The sequence below is a fragment of the Escherichia sp. 94.0001 genome (assembly GCF_013369155.2).
In the GTDB taxonomy this organism is placed as follows: Bacteria; Pseudomonadota; Gammaproteobacteria; order Enterobacterales; family Enterobacteriaceae; genus Escherichia; species Escherichia coli_F.
In genome coordinates, this window is sequence record NZ_JABWMS020000077.1 from 1 (window position 1) to 20,796 (window position 20,796).

The window sequence follows — 20,796 nt, forward strand, 5'->3', positions numbered from 1 at the left end:
AACCTATATTGATATGTGCTACGTATCTTATTTACTTCCGATTTACTAACAACACTGAATGTACCTGTAAAAATTACAGGTTTGGAAAGTAGTGACATGGCAAAATGATTACAGCAGGGACTATGAGGTTAAAAACCATATGGAATATCAAAACCGTTCTGATAAATACATCTGGTCTCCCCATGACGCCTACTTCTATAAAGGACTCTCTGAACTGATTGTGGATATCGACAGATTAATTTATCTATCGCTGGAGAAAATTAGAAAAGATTTCGTGTTTATCAATCTCAATACGGATTCTTTAACTGAGTTTATAAACCGTGATAACGAATGGTTATCCGCGGTAAAGGGGAAACAGGTCGTATTGATTGCGGCCAGAAAGTCAGAAGCCTTAGCAAATTATTGGTATTACAACAGCAATATTAGGGGCGTGGTATACGCTGGGCTGAGTCGTGATATTAGAAACGAATTGGCCTATGTGATTAATGGCAGGTTTCTCAAAAAAGATATTAAGAAAGATAAAATCACTGACCGGGAAATGGAAATTATCCGCATGACGGCCCAGGGAATGCTGCCTAAATCGATTGCCAGAATTGAAAATTGTAGTGTGAAGACAGTGTATACCCATCGGCGTAATGCTGAGGCCAAGCTGTACTCAAAAATATATAAGTTGGTTCCGTAAACTCCAGGCAAGTTAGTTTTAAAAAATGACTCACAGGGACATCATGTCCTCAATTTAACTCGGGAAGAAAAGCAATGAAAAAAAAGGTTCTGGCAATAGCTCTGGTAACGGTGTTTACCGGCATGGGTGTGGCGCAGGCTGCTGACGTAACAGCTCAGGCTGTAGCGACATGGTCGGCAACAGCCAAAAAAGACACCACCAGTAAACTGGTGGTGACGCCACTCGGTAGCCTGGCGTTCCAGTATGCCGAAGGCATTAAAGGCTTTAACTCACAGAAAGGTCTATTTGACGTGGCTATCGAGGGTGACTCAACGGCTACCGCCTTTAAACTGACCTCACGTCTTATCACCAACACCTTAACCCAGTTGGATACCTCAGGTTCCACACTGAATGTGGGCGTGGATTATAACGGCGCGGCAGTCGAAAAAACTGGCGATACCGTGATGATCGATACCGCCAACGGCGTACTGGGCGGCAACCTTAGCCCGCTGGCTAACGGTTACAATGCCAGCAATCGTACCACCGCACAGGATGGTTTCACCTTCTCCATCATCAGCGGTACCACCAATGGTACCACCGCAGTAACCGATTACAGCACTCTACCGGAAGGCATCTGGAGCGGCGACGTTAGCGTACAGTTCGACGCGACCTGGACCAGTTAATCTCTCTGATGTACCAGCAGGGGTAGCCCCCCTGCTTTATTCCTGGACGGAATTGTTATGAAAAAGCACCTTCTGCCTCTCGCTCTGCTGTTTGCCGGAATATCTCCGGCCCAGGCGCTGGATGTCGGCGATATATCATCGTTTATGAACAGTGACAGCAGCACGCTGAGCAAAACAATCAAAAACAGTACCGACACTGGTCGCCTCATCAATATCCGTCTCGAACGGCTCTCTTCACCGCTTGACGACGGGCAGGTTATCGCAATGGACAAGCCGGATGAGTTGCTACTCACTCCCGCCAGCTTGCTGCTACCCGCCCAAGCCAGCGAAGTGATCCGCTTCTTCTATAAGGGACCAGTAGATGAAAAAGAGCGCTACTACCGCATTGTCTGGTTTGATCAGGCCCTCAGTGATGCGCAGCGCGATAATGCCAACCGCAGCGCTGTAGCCACTGCTTCCGCCCGCATCGGCACCATTCTGGTCGTCGCCCCCCGCCAGGCGAACTACCGCTTTCAGTACGCCAACGGCTCCCTGACAAATACAGGAAATGCGACGCTGCGGATCCTCGCCTACGGCCCCTGCCTGAAAGCCGCCAATGGTAAGGAGTGTAAAGAGAACTACTACCTGATGCCGGGCAAGTCGCGTCGTTTTACCCGCGTGGACACTGCGGATAACAAAGGACGGGTTGCACTTTGGCAGGGTGATAAGTTCATTCCCGTGAAATAGATAGCTGTGCAGATGGATAACGACAATGCCTTTACGACGGTTCTCCCCAGGACTGAAAGCCCAGTTTGCCTTCGGCATGGTCTTTTTGTTCGTTCAGCCCGATGCCAGCGCTGCTGACATAAGCGCGCAGCAAATAGGTGGGGTGATTATTCCGCAGGCCTTCAGTCAGGCGCTTCAGGACGGCATGAGCATCCCGCTCTATATTCATCTCGCCGGTAGCCAGGGTCGCCAGGACGATCAGCGAATCGGCAGCGCTTTTATCTGGTTGGATGATGGACAGTTACGCATCCGGAAAATACAGCTGGAAGAGAGTGAAGATAACGCCAGTGTCAGCGAACAAACTCGACAGCAGCTGATGGATCTGGCGAACACCCCGTTCAATGAGGCCCTTACCATCCCCCTGACTGACAACGCGCAGTTGGATCTCAGCTTGCGCCAACTGCTGCTGCAGCTGGTGGTCAAGCGCGAAGCACTGGGCACCGTACTACGCTCACGTAGCGAAGACATCGGGCAATCCAGTGTTAACACCCTCAGCAGTAACCTGAGCTATAACTTCGGCATCTATAACAACCAGTTGCGTAACGGCGGGAACAATACATCCAGCTATCTGTCGCTAAATAACGTGACAGCACTGCGCGAACATCATGTGGTACTCGACGGCTCGCTGTATGGGATCGGTAGCGGTCAACAGGACAGTGAATTATATAAAGCGATGTATGAACGCGATTTTGCTGGTCACCGATTTGCCGGTGGAATGCTCGACACCTGGAACTTGCAGTCCTTAGGGCCGATGACCGCCATTTCAGCAGGGAAGATTTACGGCCTTTCCTGGGGAAACCAGGCCAGCTCCACCATCTTCGACAGCAGCCAGTCGGCCACGCCAGTGATCGCCTTTTTACCGGCGGCGGGCGAAGTACATCTCACCCGTGATGGGCGGCTACTAAGCGTTCAGAACTTCACCATGGGCAATCATGAAGTGGATACCCGGGGTCTACCGTACGGTATTTACGATGTGGAAGTTGAGGTCATCGTTAACGGTCGCGTGATTAGCAAACGCACCCAGCGGGTCAATAAGCTGTTTAGCCGGGGGCGCGGCGTCGGTGCGCCACTGGCGTGGCAAATATGGGGCGGTAACTTTCATATGGATCGCTGGTCGGAAAACGGGAAAAAGACGCGACCAGCTAAAGATAGCTGGCTAGCAGGTGCCTCGAGCTCCGGCTCACTGAGTACGCTTAGCTGGGCGGCAACGGGATATGGATACGATAATCAGGCCGTGGGTGAAACCCGTCTGACGCTGCCGCTTGGGGGGGCGATCAACGTTAACCTGCAAAATATGCTGGCCAGTGACAGCTCATGGAGCAGCATCGGCAGCATCAGCGCCACTCTACCGGGAGGCTTTAGTTCGCTATGGGTTAATCAGGAAAAAACCCGCATTGGCAATCAATTGCGACGTAGCGATGCCGACAACCGTGCAATCGGCGGCACACTCAACCTGAACTCACTGTGGTCGAAGCTGGGCACATTCAGCATCAGCTACAATGATGACCGCCGTTACAACAGCCATTATTACACGGCAGATTACTATCAAAATGTCTACAGCGGTACCTTTGGTTCGCTTGGCCTGCGAGCCGGTATTCAGCGCTATAACAACGGCGACAGCAACGCCAATACAGGGAAATATATCGCTCTCGATCTCTCGCTACCACTGGGCAACTGGTTTAGCGCAGGGATGACCCATCAAAACGGCTACACCATGGCAAACCTGTCAGCACGCAAACAGTTTGATGAAGGGACCATTCGCACTGTTGGTGCCAATCTGTCACGAGCCATCTCCGGCGATACCGGTGATGACAAAACCCTCAGCGGTGGGGCGTATGCACAGTTCGACGCTCGTTACGCCAGCGGAACGCTGAACGTCAATAGCGCGGCGGACGGCTACGTCAATACCAACTTGACCGCCAATGGCAGCGTCGGCTGGCAGGGTAAAAACATCGCTGCCAGCGGGCGGACTGATGGCAACGCTGGGGTGATATTCAACACCGGGCTGGAGGACGACGGTCAGATCAGCGCCAAAATCAACGGGCGGATTTTCCCGCTTAACGGCAAGCGTAACTATCTCCCGCTCTCTCCCTATGGAAGATATGAGGTGGAGTTACAGAACAGCAAAAACTCACTCGACAGCTACGATATCGTCAGCGGCCGCAAAAGCCATCTGACCCTCTATCCAGGCAATGTCGCCGTCATTGAGCCAGAGGTGAAGCAGATGGTTACCGTCTCCGGTCGTATCCGTGCAGAAGACGGCACACTGCTGGCTAACGCACGGATTAACAACCATATCGGCCGAACCCGAACCGATGAAAACGGCGAGTTTGTCATGGACGTGGATAAGAAATACCCCACTATCGATTTTCGCTACAGTGGCAATAAAACCTGCGAAGTGGCACTGGAACTCAACCAGGCGCGCGGTGCCGTCTGGGTCGGTGATGTGGTCTGCAGCGGCCTCTCATCGTGGGCGGCGGTGACGCAGACAGGAGAAGAGAATGAGAGTTAACCTACTGATAGCGATGATAATCTTTGCGCTATTCTGGCCAGCAACCGCGCTCAGAGCTGCAGTGAGCAAAACAATCTGGGCGGATGCACCGGCACGCGAGTTTGTGTTTGTCGAAAACAACTCAGACGACAACTTTTTCGTCACGCCTGGCGGGGCGCTGGATCCGCGCCTGACCGGTGCCAACCGCTGGACCGGTTTAAAATACACTGGCTCAGGAACCATCTATCAACAAAGCCTCGGCTACATTGATAACGGTTACAACACCGGCCTTTATACCAACTGGAAGTTTGATATGTGGCTGGAAAATTCGCCGGTTTCATCTCCTTTAACTGGCTTGCGCTGCATCAACTGGTACGCAGGGTGTAATATGACCACTAGTCTTATCCTGCCGCAAACCACCGACGCCAGTGGATTTTATGGCGCGACGGTGACCAGCGGCGGCGCGAAGTGGATGCACGGCATGTTGTCAGACGCGTTTTACCAGTATATGCAACAAATGCCCGTCGGCAGCAGCTTTACGATGACCATCAATGCCTGCCAAACCTCAGTGAACTATGACGCCAGCAGCGGCGCGCGCTGTAAGGATCAGGCCTCCGGCAACTGGTATGTTCGCAACGTCACCCATACGAAAGCAGCAAATTTGCGGTTGATAAATACCCACTCGCTGGCGGAGGTATTTATCAACAGCGACGGAGTACCGACTCTGGGCGAAGGGAACGCCGACTGCCGGACGCAAACCATCGGCAGCCGTTCAGGATTAAGTTGTAAGATGGTTAACTATACCCTGCAAACAAACGGGCTCAGCAACACCTCAATCCATATCTTCCCGGCGATCGCCAACTCGTCGTTGGCCTCGGCCGTCGGGGCGTACGATATGCAGTTCAGTCTGAATGGCAGTTCATGGAAACCGGTGAGCAATACCGCCTATTACTACACCTTCAACGAGATGAAGAGCGCAGACTCGATCTATGTTTTCTTCTCGAGCAACTTCTTTAAGCAGATGGTGAACCTGGGGATCAGCGATATCAACACCAAAGATCTATTCAACTTTCGCTTTCAGAACACCACATCACCGGAGTCTGGCTGGTATGAATTTTCTACCTCCAACACGCTGATTATCAAACCCCGTGATTTCAGCATCAGTATTATCTCCGATGAATATACTCAGACACCGTCGCGAGAGGGATATGTCGGCAGCGGCGAACCGGCACTCGATTTCGGCTATATCGTAACCACCAGCGGTAAAACAGCTGCCGACGAAGTGCTGATCAAGGTGACCGGACCCGCGCAGGTGATTGGCGGACGCTCCTATTGTGTCTTCAGCTCCGATGACGGTAAGGCGAAAGTACCGTTCCCGGCGACGCTTTCCTTTATTACCCGCAACGGAGCTACAAAAACCTACGATGCCGGGTGCGATGATAGCTGGCGGGATATGACCGATGCGCTGTGGCTAACCACACCGTGGACTGATATCTCTGGCGAAGTGGGGCAGATGGATAAGACCACTGTCAAATTTTCGATTCCAATGGATAACGCCATTTCGCTGCGGACGATAGATGATAACGGCTGGTTTGGCGAAGTTAGCGCTTCAGGAGAGATTCATGTTCAGGCGACATGGCGTAACATTAACTAAGGCCCTGCTGACAGTGGTCTGTATGCTGGCGACACCTTTGACACAGGCGATTTCGGTCGGCAATCTGACTTTTTCACTGCCGTCCGAGACTGACTTTGTCAGCAAACGTGTAGTGAATAACAACAAAAGCGCGCGGATATACCGTATTGCCATCAGTGCCATCGATAGTCCAGGCAGCAGTGAATTGCGCACTCGACCGGTGGATGGTGAACTGCTTTTCGCTCCCCGCCAGCTGGCGTTGCAGGCTGGTGAGAGCGAGTATTTTAAATTTTACTATCATGGTCCACAGGATAACCGCGAGCGCTACTACCGGGTCTCATTCCGCGAGGTCCCCACTCGCAACCAGACAAGACGCAGCCCAACCGGCGGTGAGGTCAGCACAGAGCCGGTGGTGGTGATGGATACCATTCTGGTAGTACGACCTCGTCAGGTTCAGTTTAAATGGTCCTTCGACCAGGTGACAGGAACGGTAAGTAACACCGGCAACACGTGGTTTAAGCTACTGATTAAACCAGGATGTGATTCGACCGAAGAGGAAGGCGACGCCTGGTATCTACGTCCGGGAGACGTAGTTCATCAGCCTGCGTTACGTCAACCGGGGAATCATTATCTGGTCTATAACGACAAATTCATTAAGATTAGCGATTCCTGTCCTGCTAAGCCCCCTTCGGCGGACTAAGACTTATCCATCGGACGAGGGAAGAATTCCACCTCAGAGACTCAAATAATCGTTTAAATGATGTGGAAGCGATCGTCAATGTCACCTGTAATGATGGGCTTTCTCATATGTACACCATAGTGTTCAGGAGACACGGAAAAGTGCCAGGCAGCCTGCTAACGAGTGGTTTCTTCACGAATTAGTACGTAAAATCGGTAACGGCTGGAAATCATTCAATACTCACACTATCGAAAGTTCCCCAGCCAACCGCGGTACGTTCTTACATACGATGTACCGCTGTTCTCTTTACGATTTATAGCTGTACTGGTGAATTATGAGCAATCTGAATCCATGCATGACGTGTGGTGCCTGTTGTGCATTTTTCCGCGTCTCTTTTTACTGGGCCGAAGCCGACGATGCTGGCGGTACCATTCCCGCCAGGCTCACTGAACAAATATCCCCTTTTCACCGATGCATGAGCGGTACCAATCAGAAAAACCCCCGATGTATTGCCCTTGCAGGAACACCGGGCAAAAATGCCTGCTGCACGATATATAAAAATCGATCGTCCACGTGCAGAGAATTCGCCATGTCTGGTGAGAACGGAGTCGTCAATGAGGCTTGCAATCGTGCAAGAGCTAAATACGGGCTGACACCGTTATAAATATGCAATAATTAATTGCACTGCCCCGCCAGCTATAATCGTGGGGCTTCGTTTTTCAGGGATAACAAAACCCGTAACTTCTTCCATCTGCCAGCAACAATGCCTCTTCCTCTATAGTGTTCTCCGGATCTACAGCATCCTGAAGTAGCGCGATGTACTCACTGGCTATCTGCATCAGAAAGTTAAAAACAATGTTTTTAACCTATAAAAATGGCGCTGTATTTGCGCCATTTTTATCATTCAATGCATTATCTGTTTGAGCCTAAAGGGATCTCAGGGTCTGGCTCATGAGTAATTCTGTTTCGTAAATCTCTGCGAATAATTTCAATGGACCAGAACCAGACTAAATGTCCAAAAATTTCAGAAACATTCTCATACCACGGGAGATCAAACAGAGGTGGCGTCAGTCCCATGAGAGGGAATGAAATCATATGAACAAAAAGTTGGGCTAAAGCACCTGCCAGTAAGCCCTGCCAGAGTTTAATTTTTGGAAATACTTCAGCGACCACACAATAACCGACAGCAAACACTATCGAAAAGATAATGTGCGTAACACCAACCCAGTTAAAGACATGCCCGGCAAAGGTATAAACAGCCGCATTGGGATCTGTCAGCCCCAGCCAATCCCGAAGAAAAATATACGGAGGATTGAGAAAGTTACGGGAGCAATCAATTTGGCCTGCAGCCCTGATTAATGATTCCGGGCCACACGCTGCATTAAACATATCCACCGGGCTACGTGGCGGCAATGGAACTTCAGCCCCCCACTTCACAAATGCGGAAACAACGCCAGCAATTAGCCCAATGAATGCAGCAAGACCATAACGTCTGCGGTTCGGTGGAGTTTGTTCAAATATATTCATATTTACCCTGTTTGTTTCATTATGTTGTACACCTCTTCAGGAGTATTCATAAAACAAGATAAATGTAAAGAACTGTATTGTTTTGTATAACCACATGGTTACCTAATCGCCAATTAATATAAGCTCCATTATTTCTCCATATTTTTTTGTTATAAGTGACAAGGATTTGCAGGGTGATGCAGAGCTGACAATCACAGGTTTCCTTATCGGTTTTTGCATCGCACAACTAAAGCAATAAACTAGCTCCCGTCATCGGCGAATATGAATTAATTAGCCGGGCTCATAGCTGCATTCGCGTTTTAAGAATAATCCTCCTGCTCTCACCGACTATGCTTAACGTTTAAAAAAGCATCAACACTCTCGCAACGCACTCTTATTTTCCCCTTTAGAATACCGGAGGCCTGGTATGAGCAACCAAGGCGAATACCCCGAAGATAATCGGGTTGGGAAGCACGAGCCGCATGATTTTAGTTTGACCCGTCGCGATCTGATTAAAGTGAGCGCCGCAACGGCGGCGACCGCCGTGGTTTATCCTCATTCTACGCTTGCGGCAAGCGTTCCGGCAGCTACACCCGCGCCAGAGATAATGCCCCTGACACTTAAGGTGAACGGCAAAACCGAGCAGCTTGAGGTGGATACCCGAACCACGCTACTGGACGCTTTGCGTGAAAATCTGCATCTGATCGGTACCAAGAAAGGTTGCGATCACGGACAGTGCGGAGCCTGTACCGTACTGGTCAATGGTCGCAGGCTTAATGCCTGCCTGACGCTGGCAGTCATGCATCAGGGGGCCGAGATCACCACCATTGAAGGCCTGGGTTCACCAGAGAATCTTCACCCCATGCAGGCGGCCTTTATCAAGCATGATGGCTTCCAGTGCGGCTACTGCACCTCCGGGCAAATTTGCTCATCAGTAGCGGTGCTAAAAGAGATTCAGGACGGCATTCCCAGTCACGTCACGGTCGATTTGGTTTCCCCTCCAGAAAGAACTGCCGATGAGATCCGTGAACGTATGAGCGGCAACATCTGTCGCTGTGGTGCATACGCTAACATCCTTGCCGCCATTGAAGACGCTGCGGGGGAGATAAAATCATGAAGGCGTTTACCTATGAACGTGTGAACACCCCTGCCGAGGCGGCACTTAGCGCTCAGCGCGTACCCGGCGCAAAATTTATCGCTGGCGGGACCAATCTGCTGGACCTGATGAAGCTGGAAATTGAAACGCCAACCCACCTTATCGATGTGAACGGGCTCGGGCTCGATAAGATTGAAGTGACCGACGCGGGTGGGCTGCGCATCGGCGCACTGGTACGGAACACCGACCTGGCGGCTCACGAGCGCGTGCGTCGTGATTACGCGGTACTCTCCCGCGCTCTGCTCGCTGGCGCGTCTGGTCAGTTACGTAATCAGGCAACCACCGCAGGTAATCTGCTCCAGCGCACGCGCTGCCCCTATTTTTACGACACCAATCAGCCCTGCAATAAGCGCCTGCCCGGGAGCGGCTGCGCGGCACTTGAAGGCTTTAGCCGTCAGCACGCGGTGGTAGGCGTAAGCGAAGCCTGCATTGCCACCCATCCGAGCGATATGGCGGTCGCAATGCGGTTGCTGGATGCGGTGGTGGAAACCATCACGCCGGAGGGAAAAACTCGCAGTATCACACTGGCTGATTTTTATCACCCACCGGGGAAAACGCCGCACATTGAAACCGCCCTGCTTCCCGGTGAGCTTATCGTTGCGGTGACGTTACCTCCGCCGCTCGGCGGAAAACATATCTACCGCAAGGTGCGCGATCGCGCCTCCTACGCCTTTGCCCTGGTATCGGTCGCGGCGATTATTCAGCCTGACGGCAGCGGGCGCGTCGCGCTGGGCGGAGTAGCACATAAGCCCTGGCGCATTGAGGCTGCGGATGCTCAGCTATCCCAGGGGGCGCAGGCCGTGTATGACGCGCTGTTCGCCAGCGCCCATCCCACCGCTGAAAATACCTTTAAACTCCTGTTGGCGAAGCGAACGCTTGCCTCCGTACTGGCTGAAGCGAGGGCACAGGCATGAAATTTGATAAACCCGCAGGGGAAAACCCGATCGATCAGCTGAAGGTTGTCGGTCGTCCCCATGACCGCATCGACGGACCGCTGAAAACTACCGGCACGGCACGCTACGCCTACGAATGGCATGAAGAAGCCCCCAACGCCGCCTATGGCTATATCGTCGGTTCCGCCATTGCCAAAGGACGCCTCACCGCCCTTGATACGGACGCCGCGCAAAAAGCGCCGGGCGTACTGGCTGTCATTACCGCCAGTAACGCTGGGGCACTCGGCAAAGGCGACAAAAACACCGCCAGGCTGTTAGGCGGCCCCACTATTGAGCACTATCATCAGGCCATTGCGCTGGTAGTGGCCGAGACCTTCGAACAGGCGCGAGCGGCGGCCTCGCTGGTGCAGGCGCACTATCGCCGTAATAAAGGAGCTTACTCCCTGGCGGACGAGAAACAGGCCGTCAGTCAGCCGCCGGAAGACACGCCCGATAAAAACGTTGGTGACTTTGACGGGGCTTTCACCTCCGCTGCGGTGAAAATTGATGCTACATACACGACCCCGGACCAGAGCCATATGGCGATGGAGCCGCATGCCTCGATGGCCGTCTGGGATGGAAATAAGCTTACCCTCTGGACCTCAAATCAGATGATTGACTGGTGCCGCACCGATCTGGCAAAAACGCTGAAAGTGCCCGTGGAGAATGTGCGTATTATCTCCCCGTATATCGGCGGAGGGTTTGGCGGCAAGCTATTCCTGAGAAGCGATGCGCTGCTGGCGGCCCTCGCCGCCCGTGCGGTGAAACGTCCGGTTAAAGTGATGCTCCCCCGCCCCACTATTCCCAATAACACCACGCACCGCCCCGCCACCCTTCAGCACCTGCGTATCGGTGCCGACCAGAGCGGGAAAATCACCGCTATCTCACATGAAAGCTGGTCCGGAAACCTGCCCGGCGGCACGCCGGAAACGGCGGTACAGCAAAGCGAATTACTCTACGCAGGGGCAAACCGTCATACCGGCCTGCGGCTCGCCGCGCTTGATTTGCCGGAAGGGAACGCCATGCGTGCGCCCGGCGAAGCCCCCGGTCTGATGGCGCTCGAAATCGCGATCGACGAACTGGCGGAAAAAGCGGGCATCGATCCCGTCGAGTTTCGCATCCTGAATGACACTCAGGTTGACCCCGCCGACCCGACGCGCCGCTTCTCTCGCCGTCAGCTTATCGAGTGCTTGCGCACCGGAGCGGATAAATTTGGCTGGAAGCAGCGCAACGCCACACCCGGACAGGTGCGCGACGGGGAGTGGCTAGTCGGCCACGGTGTTGCGGCGGGCTTTCGCAATAATCTGCTGGAAAAATCGGGTGCTCGGGTTCACCTCGAACAAAATGGCACCGTTACCGTAGAAACGGACATGACCGACATTGGCACCGGCAGCTACACCATTCTGGCCCAGACGGCAGCGGAAATGCTTGGCGTACCGCTGGAGCAGGTTGCGGTTCACCTCGGCGATTCCAGTTTCCCGGTTTCTGCGGGTTCTGGTGGACAATGGGGCGCGAATACCTCCACCTCCGGCGTTTACGCCGCCTGTGTGAAACTTCGCGAAATGATTGCCTCGGCGGTCGGGTTTGATCCTGAGCAGTCGCGGTTTGCCGACGGCAAGATTACCAACGGTACCCGAAGCGCCACGCTACATGAGGCCACCGCAGGCGGCAGACTGACAGCGGAAGAGAGCATTGAGTTCGGCACTCTCAGCAAGGAGTACCAGCAATCGACCTTTGCCGGGCATTTTGTGGAGGTCGGCGTGCATAGCGCGACGGGAGAAGTTCGGGTCCGGCGTATGCTCGCCGTGTGCGCAGCGGGGCGCATTCTGAATCCGAAAACTGCACGCAGCCAGGTCATTGGCGCGATGACTATGGGCATGGGCGCGGCACTGATGGAGGAGCTGGCGGTAGATGACCGTTTGGGCTACTTCGTTAATCACGATATGGCGGGGTATGAGGTGCCGGTTCATGCGGATATCCCAAAACAGGAGGTGATTTTCCTGGATGATACCGACCCCATCTCCTCCCCGATGAAGGCCAAAGGTGTCGGTGAGCTGGGCCTGTGCGGCGTGAGCGCGGCTATCGCCAACGCGGTGTATAACGCCACCGGTATTCGGGTACGGGATTATCCCATCACTCTGGATAAGCTGCTCGATAAACTGCCGGATGTGGTTTAAGGAGGAACAATGTCATACTCGCTTTTTGACAAAGACGAGCACTGGCATAAGCCAGAGCAGGCGTTTCTCACCGATGACCACCGGACCATTCTGCGCTTCGCCGTAGAGGCGCTAATGTCCTGTAAAGGAGCGGTGCTGGTGACGCTGGTGAAGATACGCGGCGGCGCGGCGCGCCCGCTCGGAGCACAGATGGTGGTGCGCGAAGATGGTCGTTACTGCGGTTTTGTCTCTGGCGGCTGCGTGGAGGCCGCTGCCGCTTTTGAAGCGCTGGAGGTGATGGGCTCAGGCTGCGATCGCGAAATTCGCTATGGCGAAGGTTCGCCGTGGTTTGACATCGTTCTGCCCTGCGGCGGTGGGATCACGCTGACGCTCCATAAACTACGCTCGGCACAGCCTCTGCTCGCCGTGCTGAACCGCCTGGAACAGAGAAAACCGGCGGGTCTGCGCTACGATCCGCAAGCTCAATCGCTGGTGTGCCTGCCCACGCAAACCCGAACGGGCTGGAATCTCAATGGCTTTGAGGTGGGGTTCAGGCCATGCGTCAGGCTGATGATTTACGGACGTTCTCTTGAGGCGCAGGCAACCGCGAGTCTTGCAGCAGCCACAGGCTATGACAGCCATATCTTCGATCTTTTTCCGGCCTCAACCAGCGCTCAGATCGATACCGATACGGCGGTCATTTTGCTGTGCCATGATCTCAACCGGGAGCTGCCAGTGTTGCAGGCCGCGCGAGAGGCAAAACCCTTTTATCTCGGCGCATTGGGCAGCTATCGAACCCACACGTTACGTCTGCAAAAGCTCCACGAGCTAGGATGGTCCAGGGAGGAGACAGCGCAAATCCGGGCACCCATCGGGATATTCCCCAAAGCCCGGGATGCGCATACTCTGGCACTCTCCGTGCTGGCAGAAGTCGCTTCTGTACGTCTCCATCAGGAGGAGGATTCATGCCTGCCCCCGTCGTCGTGATCCTTGCGGCCGGGCGTGGAGAGCGCTTTCTCGCCTCTGGGGGAAATACCATAAATTAAGAGAAAAATCTGCAGTAGCCGTTTTAGAAAATCACCTAAATCGTTTAAAAGAGCGCCCAACCCATAGTGGGCGCTCATCGCCTTGTGTAACTTATTCAGCAACGCGCGCCCTCGCCGGACTAAAGCGCACCGGCCTTCTGGCGTGCGGTAACAAAGGTCAGTACGCCAGCGCAAAGGAGCAGCACGCTACTCATAGCAAACGTGCTCTGCCAGCCAAGGCGGTCAAACACAATGCCTCCTGCCGTTGATCCAAGGGCGATGGCGAGCTGAATCACCGCGACCATGAGCCCGCCTCCGGCTTCGGCGTTGTCAGGCAACGTACGCGCAATCCATGTCCACCATCCGGTTGGCGCGGCGGTGGCCAGCATGCCCCAGAGTCCTAACAGCAGCGAGACCGTCCAGACGTGATGCCCGATAAGCATCAGACCGATAGCAATGACGGCCATAAGTCCGGGTATGGCCATCAGCGTGGGGTAGAATTTTCTGTTGAGAAATGCCGAAACAACCAGCGTGCCAATAAAACCGGCCACGCCGATAATCAGCAAAATCAACGACAAGCCTGAGGAATTAACCCGTGTCACCGACTCCAGAAACGGGCGCACATAGGTGAATAGCGCAAACTGCCCCATGAAAAACAGGCCACAAGCTATCATGCCGACCACAACCATGCGGCGGCTAAATAAGCGGAATACCGTGCCAAATGACGTGTGGCTTTTATTCGCATCCATACTGGGCAGGCTGATGCACTGCCAGATAAAGGCGACAACCGCCATGGGCACCAGGCACAAGAAAGCGCCTCGCCATCCGACCGTAGCCCCCAGATAGCTTCCCAGCGGTGCGGCCACGACCGTCGCCAGCGCATTACCGGCATTGAAAATCGCCAGCGCACGCGTGACCTGTTGCTGCGGCACCAGACGAATCGCCGTTGCCGCAGACATCGACCAGAATCCGCCAATCGCCACACCAATCATCGCGCGACCGATCATATACATCAGATAACTGGAAGCCAGCGCAATAATAAGCCCCGATACGGCCATCAGAACCGTCATTCCCAGCAGCAGGAATTTACGATTCATCTTTCCTGCTAGCGTTGAAAGCGTCAGGCTGGTCAGAACCGCCAGCGCGCCGGAGATAGCAATCCCCTGCCCTGCCAGCCCCTCCGTCACGCCTAAATCGCGGGTAATCGGCGTGAGCAGGCTGACGGGCATAAATTCAGAAGCAATCAGCACAAACACGCACAGGGTCATGGCAAAAATACCGCCCCAGTATGCGCGCTGATGATGAGGTGATGGTGTTTGGTTTAGCGTCGACATAGTGAAATTTCACGAAGGCCAGGATAAAAGCCACCAGCCTATGGCCGGTGGCTTTGCATCAATTCAGGAGAGGTTTTATTTCAGTTTGGTCTGGAAAAATTGTTCGAACTTCGCGAAAGGTATTTTTCCGGCCACGTTATCGTACAGGTCCACGTGATTTGCCCCTGGTACCACCACCAGCTCTTTATCTTTACTGCCAACCGCCTTGTAAGCATCTTCAGCAAAATAGCGTGAATGTGCTTTCTCACCGGTCACAATCAGCGTCGGAATGGTGATTTCACTGGCGTAACTCAACAGCGGCATATTCATAAATGACAGCGGCATCGTTGCCGTCCACGCCCCGGTAGAGTTAACGGAACGTTCGTGGAAGCCGCGCGGCATGCGATAGTAGTCAAAGAACTCTTTCAGTACCGAATGAGGATTTGCCGGCAGCGTTTCTGGCAGAATGCGCTCGCCCGCACTGACCTTGCCATTGCTATCGACATTAATATCATGACCACCGTGAGCGAACGTTCCGCTCTGCGCATCCTTCCAGCGCTGTTCATTCAGATATTGCAGAACAGCACGACGGTCGGCGGTAGAATAACGGTCTTCGCCATCCCCCACACCATGGCCCATCGCCCGGCTCATGTCATACATCACGCTGGTAGCAACCGCTTTAACGCGGGTATCCATCGCCACGTCGTTCAGCGCCATGCCGCCCCAGCCACAAATACCGAGCAGCCCGATACGGTTGCGATCTACCTCTTTTTGCAGCCCTAAGAAATCCACCGCCGCGCTGAAATCTTCAGTGTTGATATCCGGTGAGGCGACGTTTCGCGGATAGCCGCCGCTTTCCCCGGTGTAAGAAGAATCGAACGCCAGGGTAACAAACCCTCGTTCCGCCAGCGTCTGCGCATACAAGCCGCTGGATTGCTCTTTCACCGCGCCAAATGGCCCACTGACCGCAATCGCCGCCAGCTTGCGATCGCCACGGTCTTTAGGCAGGTAAAGATCGCCCACTAAGGTGATGCCATATCGGTTCGGGAACGAGACTTTACGGTGATCGACTTTCTGGCTCTCGGCGAACGTTTTATCCCATTTATCTGTCATGGACACAGGGGCATTAGGATTGGTTGAATCAGCATAACTCATTGTCGTGACTCCACTTAATGATGCGAAAAGCAGCATGGTCGGCATCGCGGTTTTTAGCGTTCGGGTGAAGGCTTTCATAAAAATCCCCATAAAAAACAACAGAGAGATACAGGTTTCCGACGGACAACACTGCGGTGCTTTACTTTGATGGGGTCATTATAGTGAGCAGAATTAGTGCTGATTAGGGGGCGATTAATGCTAAGATTAATACCATATTGTTATAAATTAATGCGGAGATTGCCGGCATGAAGGGGGGGATGTTTCAATGGCGAAAAGGGAGAACTACAACGAGCTGTACCTGTTTATGCAGGTGGTGCGGGAAGGCAGCTTTACCGCAGCGGCTCAGCGGCTGGGTCTTGCTCAGTCAGGAGTCAGCCGTTCTGTTCGCGAGCTTGAAGAAAGGCTCGGCGTCCAGCTGCTGGTGCGCACCACGCGTAAACTGTCGCTGACGCAAGCAGGCGAGCAGCTCTACCAGAAGACGGCATCTGGATTTGAAATGTTAGATCTTGGGCTTGCCACACTGGCGCACTATCGAGAGACGCCCTCCGGCACGGTGCGTATCAATGCCAGCCAGCACGCGATTGATAAATGCCTGCTGCCAAAGCTGGCGGTATTTAAACAGCGATATCCTGATATCCGGCTTGAACTGATAAATGAGAGCCGGTTCGTCGATATCATCGAGGAAAGATTCGATGCTGGTGTCCGCCTGGGGCCTGAAGTCGGTCAGGGTATGGTCGCGGTACGCATCACGCCCGATATGGAGATGGCAATTGTGGGGACTCCGGAACATTTTCGTCGCTATGGTTTTCCGCAAACCCCGGCGGATTTAAAGGCGCATCCCTGTATCGCCTATCAGTTTGCCGACGGCAGCGTATACCAGTGGGAACTCAATCAGGATGATAAAAAAATCACTCATCGCCCTGAAGGGCAATGGGCCCTATCCGACAGCTATATGGAAGCAGAAGCCGCCCGACTGGGCCTCGGATTAGCCTATGTCCCTGTTGAATTGGTCGCCGATGATTTAGAACACGGTAAGCTTATCAGGGTATTACAGCGTTACAGCCTGCGAATGGAAGGATTATTTCTCTATTATCCCCATCGCAACGTCTCTCCCGCCCTGCGGATGGTCATTGATACATTGAAAATCTGAACGTTAACAACGACCTACTCTTCACTGTGCAATATTGTGTCAGGTAGTCATTCTGCGTTCAATTCCAGGGGCCGCTTTGAGCGAGAAAGAGCGGTCTTATCTGTACAAGGGGACTATCCAGTAATGGAGATCACCCATAAGAAAAAAGTACCTGGCTCCCTCGACAACCTTCATCCGGGAATTTAGCCTCAATCAACATTTTTATATCTGTCAGGTTACTTCATTATGAAAACCGATCAATATCGTTGTTTTTGTTGCAATAGTAGAATACGCGTATTTATTCCTCCATCTCTATTAATAACGGCAATAAACCGTTCACTTCACTGATATTTAAAATATGCATCCTTTTCCTGCTTTTCAAGTTGTTCAGCGGCGTAAGAAAACGTATTAAATATGAATTCGACGATTTAACCATTTCTGTCTGATTGGTAATCATCTGTGATTAATGCTGGTCTATTGATTACGCCAGCATTAACCGCTTAGGGATGTATTCTTCCTGATCATATACATCCCTCGAAAAAGAGAGAAAATAAAACTGTGTCCAATATTACTCTACCACTCCAGACCGAAGTATCGGTAGAATTAGCAGAACGACTGGTACAATAGATTGGGATAGCGTCATTTGTCAGGTATTCCATTGCCTGACAAATGACAATTTTGAGTCAATAGACGTGCTTCTTGATCATGTCTTACAAATTATACCATGAGCCTTATGAAGCATCATTTTTACTGACTGGTGTTAACTTTGCTATCATATAAACTCTGTTCTTAAAAAACGCGCCCAGAATTTTATATGATTTCCCTTGTTTTTCTGCCTGTAAAGAAATTTCTTTTTCAGTGCTGTTAATGGTTGAACCGACGGCAGTAATCGTTTTGGCGACGCTACTGAATGATAATAAAGACAGTGTAACCACAACAATTAAAGAACAGATAGTATTCACGTTAATTCTCCTGACAATTGAGAGGGTGAGTTTTATATACATAGGTATTAAACATGAGTCATATTTACTCCAAGAGAAAATACTCCTTCTGTAATTAAACCTTCATCTCATTCGGGGTGAGCAATACATAATGCATCTTGCTATGCAAAACAGGTGGATATAAATTTTCCTCCCGACCTATTTAATAAAACGTGAATATAAAAGTTATTCTTCAGTTTGCAGATGCAGTAGGTCTGATGGTAATTTCGGTTGTATCAACGCTTTCGGGAGATTCAATAATATGCCTTACAGCACGGGCAATATCCGCGGGTTGAAGTGCAACAGAACGGTAGGCGTTCATTGACTTCATGGTTTCCACATGGGTAATGGTTGAAGCCAGTTCACTTTCTACAACCCCAGGATTTACGCAGGTCACACGGATTTTCAAGCTTTCCTGCCGTAAGCCATCAGAAATAACCCGTACTGCAAATTTTGATGCGCAATAGACTGCGCCTGTGGGCACAACAGAAAGGGCACCAATAGAACCAAGATTGATTATCTGACCGGAACCCTGTGCTTCCATCACCGGAAGTACAGCGCCAATTCCCCAAAGTACGCCTTTGATATTCACGTCAATAGTGAGCTCCCATTCATTTTGTTTTCCTGCTGCAAGCGGTGAAAGCGGCATAACGCCCGCATTATTGATAAGAACATCAACCCGCCCCCAGCTATCCAGCGCTGCTTGCACGAAATCTGCCATGGACTGTCGGTCTGTGACATCCAACTCCCGCGCTTTAGCAATTCCTCCTGCGCGGCAGATTTCTTTTGCAATGGCTTCGATACGCTCAAGTCTGCGTGCTCCCAGTAAAACCTTTGCACCTGTCGTTCCCAGCTCTCTGGCAATACCTTCCCCAATACCACTTGATGCGCCGGTGATTAATATGACCTTATCCATTACGTTCTCCTTCAAATGTGTTCGGAGAGATAATAGAACTTTATGATTGGTTCCAGTATCCTGCTTTCAATGTACTCAATGGTTAGCGGCATTAAACAATGAAAATCGATCTTAATCTTTTACCCATTTTTATCGCGGTAGCAGAAGAGAGTAATTTCAGTAAAGCCGCCGCACGACTGGGCGTTACCCGTTCAGCGGTCAGTCAGGGAATAAGACGTCTTGAAGATGCATTCGGGACAATGCTTGTAATGCGGACCACGCGCTCAGTTAATTTGACGGAAACGGGAGAACGGCTGCATAAATCGTTGTCATTACCTTTATCCGGTATTGAGGCAGCGTTCGAAGAGATGGTCTCTGACCATGTACCACGTGGACATCTCAGAATCGCGGTGACGTCGATAGCAGAAGAATTTCTTTCAGGTCCGCTAATCGCTTCGTTTGCAGCTGCCAATCCAGCCGTTACGCTTGATATTGTTGTCACGGATGAGGAATTCGATATCGTTGCCGCAGGTTACGATGCTGGCGTAAGGCTCGGAGAGGTCATTGAAAAAGACATGATTGCTGTTCCCCTTACCGGTAAGCAGCGTGAAATGGTCGTTGCCTCTCCCTCCTATCTCGCAGCCAACAGCACACCTGTTCATCCGCGCGAACTTGTGAATCATAAGTGTATCGGCTGGCGTCAGTCCCCGGAGGTTGCGCCTTATCGCTGGCCATTTGAAGAAAACGGTAGAGCTTTCGACCTTGCGATTGAACCGCAGATTACGACGAATGATCTGCGTCTGATGTTGAGGCTGGCTCTTGCCGGCGGAGGAATAACAATTGCCACTCAGGAAACGTTCAGGCCATATATTGAAAGCGGTAAGCTTGTATCGCTGCTTGATGACTTTCTTCCACAATTTCCGGGCTTCTATCTGTATTTCCCACAGCGTCGCAATATTGCACCAAAGCTCCGCGCCCTGATTGACCACGTCAAGGAATGGCGGCAGCAATTGGCTTAAATGTCTGCACCTGCACTGCCTGATGTCAGAACAGTATTTTGAGAAATTGCCAGGGTTACAATGGCACAAATACGGCACAGGAGGAAAACGTGGTGTAATTGAATGTGAGGTAACTTATTGATTTAAATGGTGCCGATAATAGGAACAAAAAACAACCACAATCAATTGAAATAAAACGACTTTCTATGTTGAATTTATTCACATGCCCCCAAATGTGCCCCTACTTAGTCCATGCCTAAATGGTAGGGGCATAGCTTATTTAGGTTTATTTTTCTGCTCAAGTGTCAGCCAAACCTTAATGTTACAGCGTATAAGTATCAGGCAGTTAAGGAGGAAGAGGACTGTCAAAAGAGCAAGGTACATACAAAATAGAGCTGTATATGAGTTATCATAAAAGCCAAGTGTAAACTGTATAACAGCTGTAATAATCGATAACCATATCGAAACGTTAAGGAAGACAGATAGAACATTCAAAGGAGCATAGTATTCAGATGCCTTAATCATATCATCAGTAAAATTTCTAATCTCCTGACTTTTGAAATCTATATAATTCTTTTTATATGCTTCCGAATCAAAAAGTTTATCTTTAAGATTTACTATAACAAAAGTGTGCAATGA

General features: G+C 51.7%; 18 protein-coding genes and 2 pseudogenes. 14 read left to right on the forward strand and 6 right to left on the reverse strand.

What is annotated here, in order from left to right; genetic code table 11:
- The first annotated feature begins 139 nt into the window (after nt 1-139).
- The 7 genes from ecpR (at nt 140) to HEN33_RS21800 (ending at nt 7,576) form a co-directional block, all read left to right on the forward strand.
- Nucleotides 140-682 carry an ECP biosynthesis operon DNA-binding transcriptional regulator EcpR gene (gene ecpR / locus HEN33_RS21770; protein WP_024166199.1) on the forward strand — a complete coding sequence of 181 codons (543 nt, stop codon included), beginning with the start codon at nt 140-142 and terminating at the stop codon, nt 680-682.
- Between the two features lie 74 nt (nt 683-756).
- On the forward strand, nt 757-1,344 hold the full coding sequence (gene ecpA, locus HEN33_RS21775; protein WP_000730972.1) for a common pilus major fimbrillin subunit EcpA: 588 nt from the start codon (nt 757-759) through the stop codon (nt 1,342-1,344).
- A gap of 57 nt (nt 1,345-1,401) precedes the next feature.
- Entirely contained in the window at nt 1,402-2,070 is a 669-nt protein-coding gene (gene ecpB, locus HEN33_RS21780; RefSeq protein WP_176263739.1) for a fimbrial chaperone EcpB, read from the forward strand.
- A 25-nt stretch (nt 2,071-2,095) separates the two neighbouring features.
- Nucleotides 2,096-4,621 carry a fimbrial usher EcpC gene (ecpC, locus tag HEN33_RS21785; protein ID WP_176263740.1) on the forward strand — a complete coding sequence of 842 codons (2,526 nt, stop codon included), beginning with the start codon at nt 2,096-2,098 and terminating at the stop codon, nt 4,619-4,621.
- Nucleotides 4,611-6,254, forward strand: coding sequence for a fimbrial adhesin EcpD (gene ecpD / locus HEN33_RS21790; protein WP_176263741.1), 1,644 nt, complete (start codon nt 4,611-4,613; stop codon nt 6,252-6,254). The genes ecpC and ecpD overlap by 11 nt, the downstream gene beginning before the upstream one ends.
- On the forward strand, nt 6,223-6,933 hold the full coding sequence (gene ecpE, locus HEN33_RS21795) for a fimbrial chaperone EcpE (protein ID WP_105277146.1): 711 nt from the start codon (nt 6,223-6,225) through the stop codon (nt 6,931-6,933). The genes ecpD and ecpE overlap by 32 nt, the downstream gene beginning before the upstream one ends.
- 313 nt (nt 6,934-7,246) lie before the next feature.
- On the forward strand, nt 7,247-7,576 hold the full coding sequence (locus tag HEN33_RS21800; protein ID WP_001303809.1) for a YkgJ family cysteine cluster protein: 330 nt from the start codon (nt 7,247-7,249) through the stop codon (nt 7,574-7,576).
- A gap of 248 nt (nt 7,577-7,824) precedes the next feature.
- Here HEN33_RS21800 and HEN33_RS21805 read toward each other — a convergent pair whose 3' ends face one another.
- Nucleotides 7,825-8,439, reverse strand: coding sequence for a YagU family protein (locus HEN33_RS21805; protein WP_001019920.1), 615 nt, complete (start codon nt 8,437-8,439; stop codon nt 7,825-7,827).
- 406 nt (nt 8,440-8,845) lie between these two features.
- Here HEN33_RS21805 and paoA point away from each other — a divergent pair, with 406 nt between their 5' ends.
- Genes paoA through paoD form a run of 4 tightly spaced genes read left to right on the forward strand, consistent with a single transcriptional unit; the run spans nt 8,846 to nt 13,649 of the window.
- Entirely contained in the window at nt 8,846-9,535 is a 690-nt protein-coding gene (paoA, locus tag HEN33_RS21810) for an aldehyde dehydrogenase iron-sulfur subunit PaoA (RefSeq protein ID WP_000070682.1), read from the forward strand.
- Nucleotides 9,532-10,488, forward strand: a complete 957-nt coding sequence (gene paoB, locus HEN33_RS21815; protein WP_000643332.1) for an aldehyde oxidoreductase FAD-binding subunit PaoB — start codon at nt 9,532-9,534, stop codon at nt 10,486-10,488. The genes paoA and paoB overlap by 4 nt, the downstream gene beginning before the upstream one ends.
- The gene (gene paoC / locus HEN33_RS21820; RefSeq protein ID WP_176263742.1) at nt 10,485-12,683 is read left to right on the forward strand and encodes an aldehyde oxidoreductase molybdenum-binding subunit PaoC; all 2,199 of its coding nucleotides are present in this window, start codon (nt 10,485-10,487) and stop codon (nt 12,681-12,683) included. Before paoB ends, paoC begins: the two co-directional genes overlap by 4 nt.
- 9 nt (nt 12,684-12,692) lie before the next feature.
- On the forward strand, nt 12,693-13,649 hold the full coding sequence (gene paoD / locus HEN33_RS21825) for a molybdenum cofactor insertion chaperone PaoD (RefSeq protein ID WP_176263743.1): 957 nt from the start codon (nt 12,693-12,695) through the stop codon (nt 13,647-13,649).
- Nucleotides 13,650-13,827: 178 nt separating this feature from the next.
- Here paoD and HEN33_RS21830 read toward each other — a convergent pair whose 3' ends face one another.
- Together HEN33_RS21830 and HEN33_RS21835 are read right to left on the reverse strand one after the other, a co-directional pair.
- Nucleotides 13,828-14,955 (reverse strand): MFS transporter, encoded by a 1,128-nt coding sequence (locus HEN33_RS21830; RefSeq protein ID WP_176263745.1) that lies wholly within the window; start codon nt 14,953-14,955, stop codon nt 13,828-13,830.
- 141 nt (nt 14,956-15,096) lie between these two features.
- Nucleotides 15,097-16,155, reverse strand: coding sequence for an alpha/beta hydrolase (locus HEN33_RS21835; protein ID WP_176263746.1), 1,059 nt, complete (start codon nt 16,153-16,155; stop codon nt 15,097-15,099).
- Between the two features lie 265 nt (nt 16,156-16,420).
- Between HEN33_RS21835 and HEN33_RS21840 the strand changes: the two genes are divergently transcribed.
- Together HEN33_RS21840 and ykgR are read left to right on the forward strand one after the other, a co-directional pair.
- A complete protein-coding gene (locus HEN33_RS21840; RefSeq protein ID WP_001119037.1) occupies nt 16,421-17,305 on the forward strand; it encodes a LysR family transcriptional regulator in 885 nt (294 codons plus the stop codon).
- 229 nt (nt 17,306-17,534) lie between these two features.
- Nucleotides 17,535-17,603, forward strand: a pseudogene (gene ykgR / locus HEN33_RS26975) (small membrane protein YkgR); the annotation flags it as partial.
- 412 nt (nt 17,604-18,015) lie between these two features.
- Here the strand turns inward: ykgR and HEN33_RS21845 are convergent.
- Nucleotides 18,016-18,294 (reverse strand): hypothetical protein, encoded by a 279-nt coding sequence (locus HEN33_RS21845; RefSeq protein ID WP_024166197.1) that lies wholly within the window; start codon nt 18,292-18,294, stop codon nt 18,016-18,018.
- A gap of 163 nt (nt 18,295-18,457) precedes the next feature.
- Nucleotides 18,458-19,180: an SDR family oxidoreductase gene (locus HEN33_RS21850; protein WP_176263744.1), complete on the reverse strand. Its 723-nt coding sequence runs from the start codon at nt 19,178-19,180 to the stop codon at nt 18,458-18,460.
- Between the two features lie 98 nt (nt 19,181-19,278).
- Between HEN33_RS21850 and HEN33_RS21855 the strand changes: the two genes are divergently transcribed.
- Nucleotides 19,279-20,178 (forward strand): LysR family transcriptional regulator, encoded by a 900-nt coding sequence (locus HEN33_RS21855; RefSeq protein ID WP_039021680.1) that lies wholly within the window; start codon nt 19,279-19,281, stop codon nt 20,176-20,178.
- A 255-nt stretch (nt 20,179-20,433) separates the two neighbouring features.
- Here the strand turns inward: HEN33_RS21855 and HEN33_RS26190 are convergent.
- Nucleotides 20,434-20,796 (reverse strand): annotated as a pseudogene (locus HEN33_RS26190) (hypothetical protein); the annotation flags it as partial.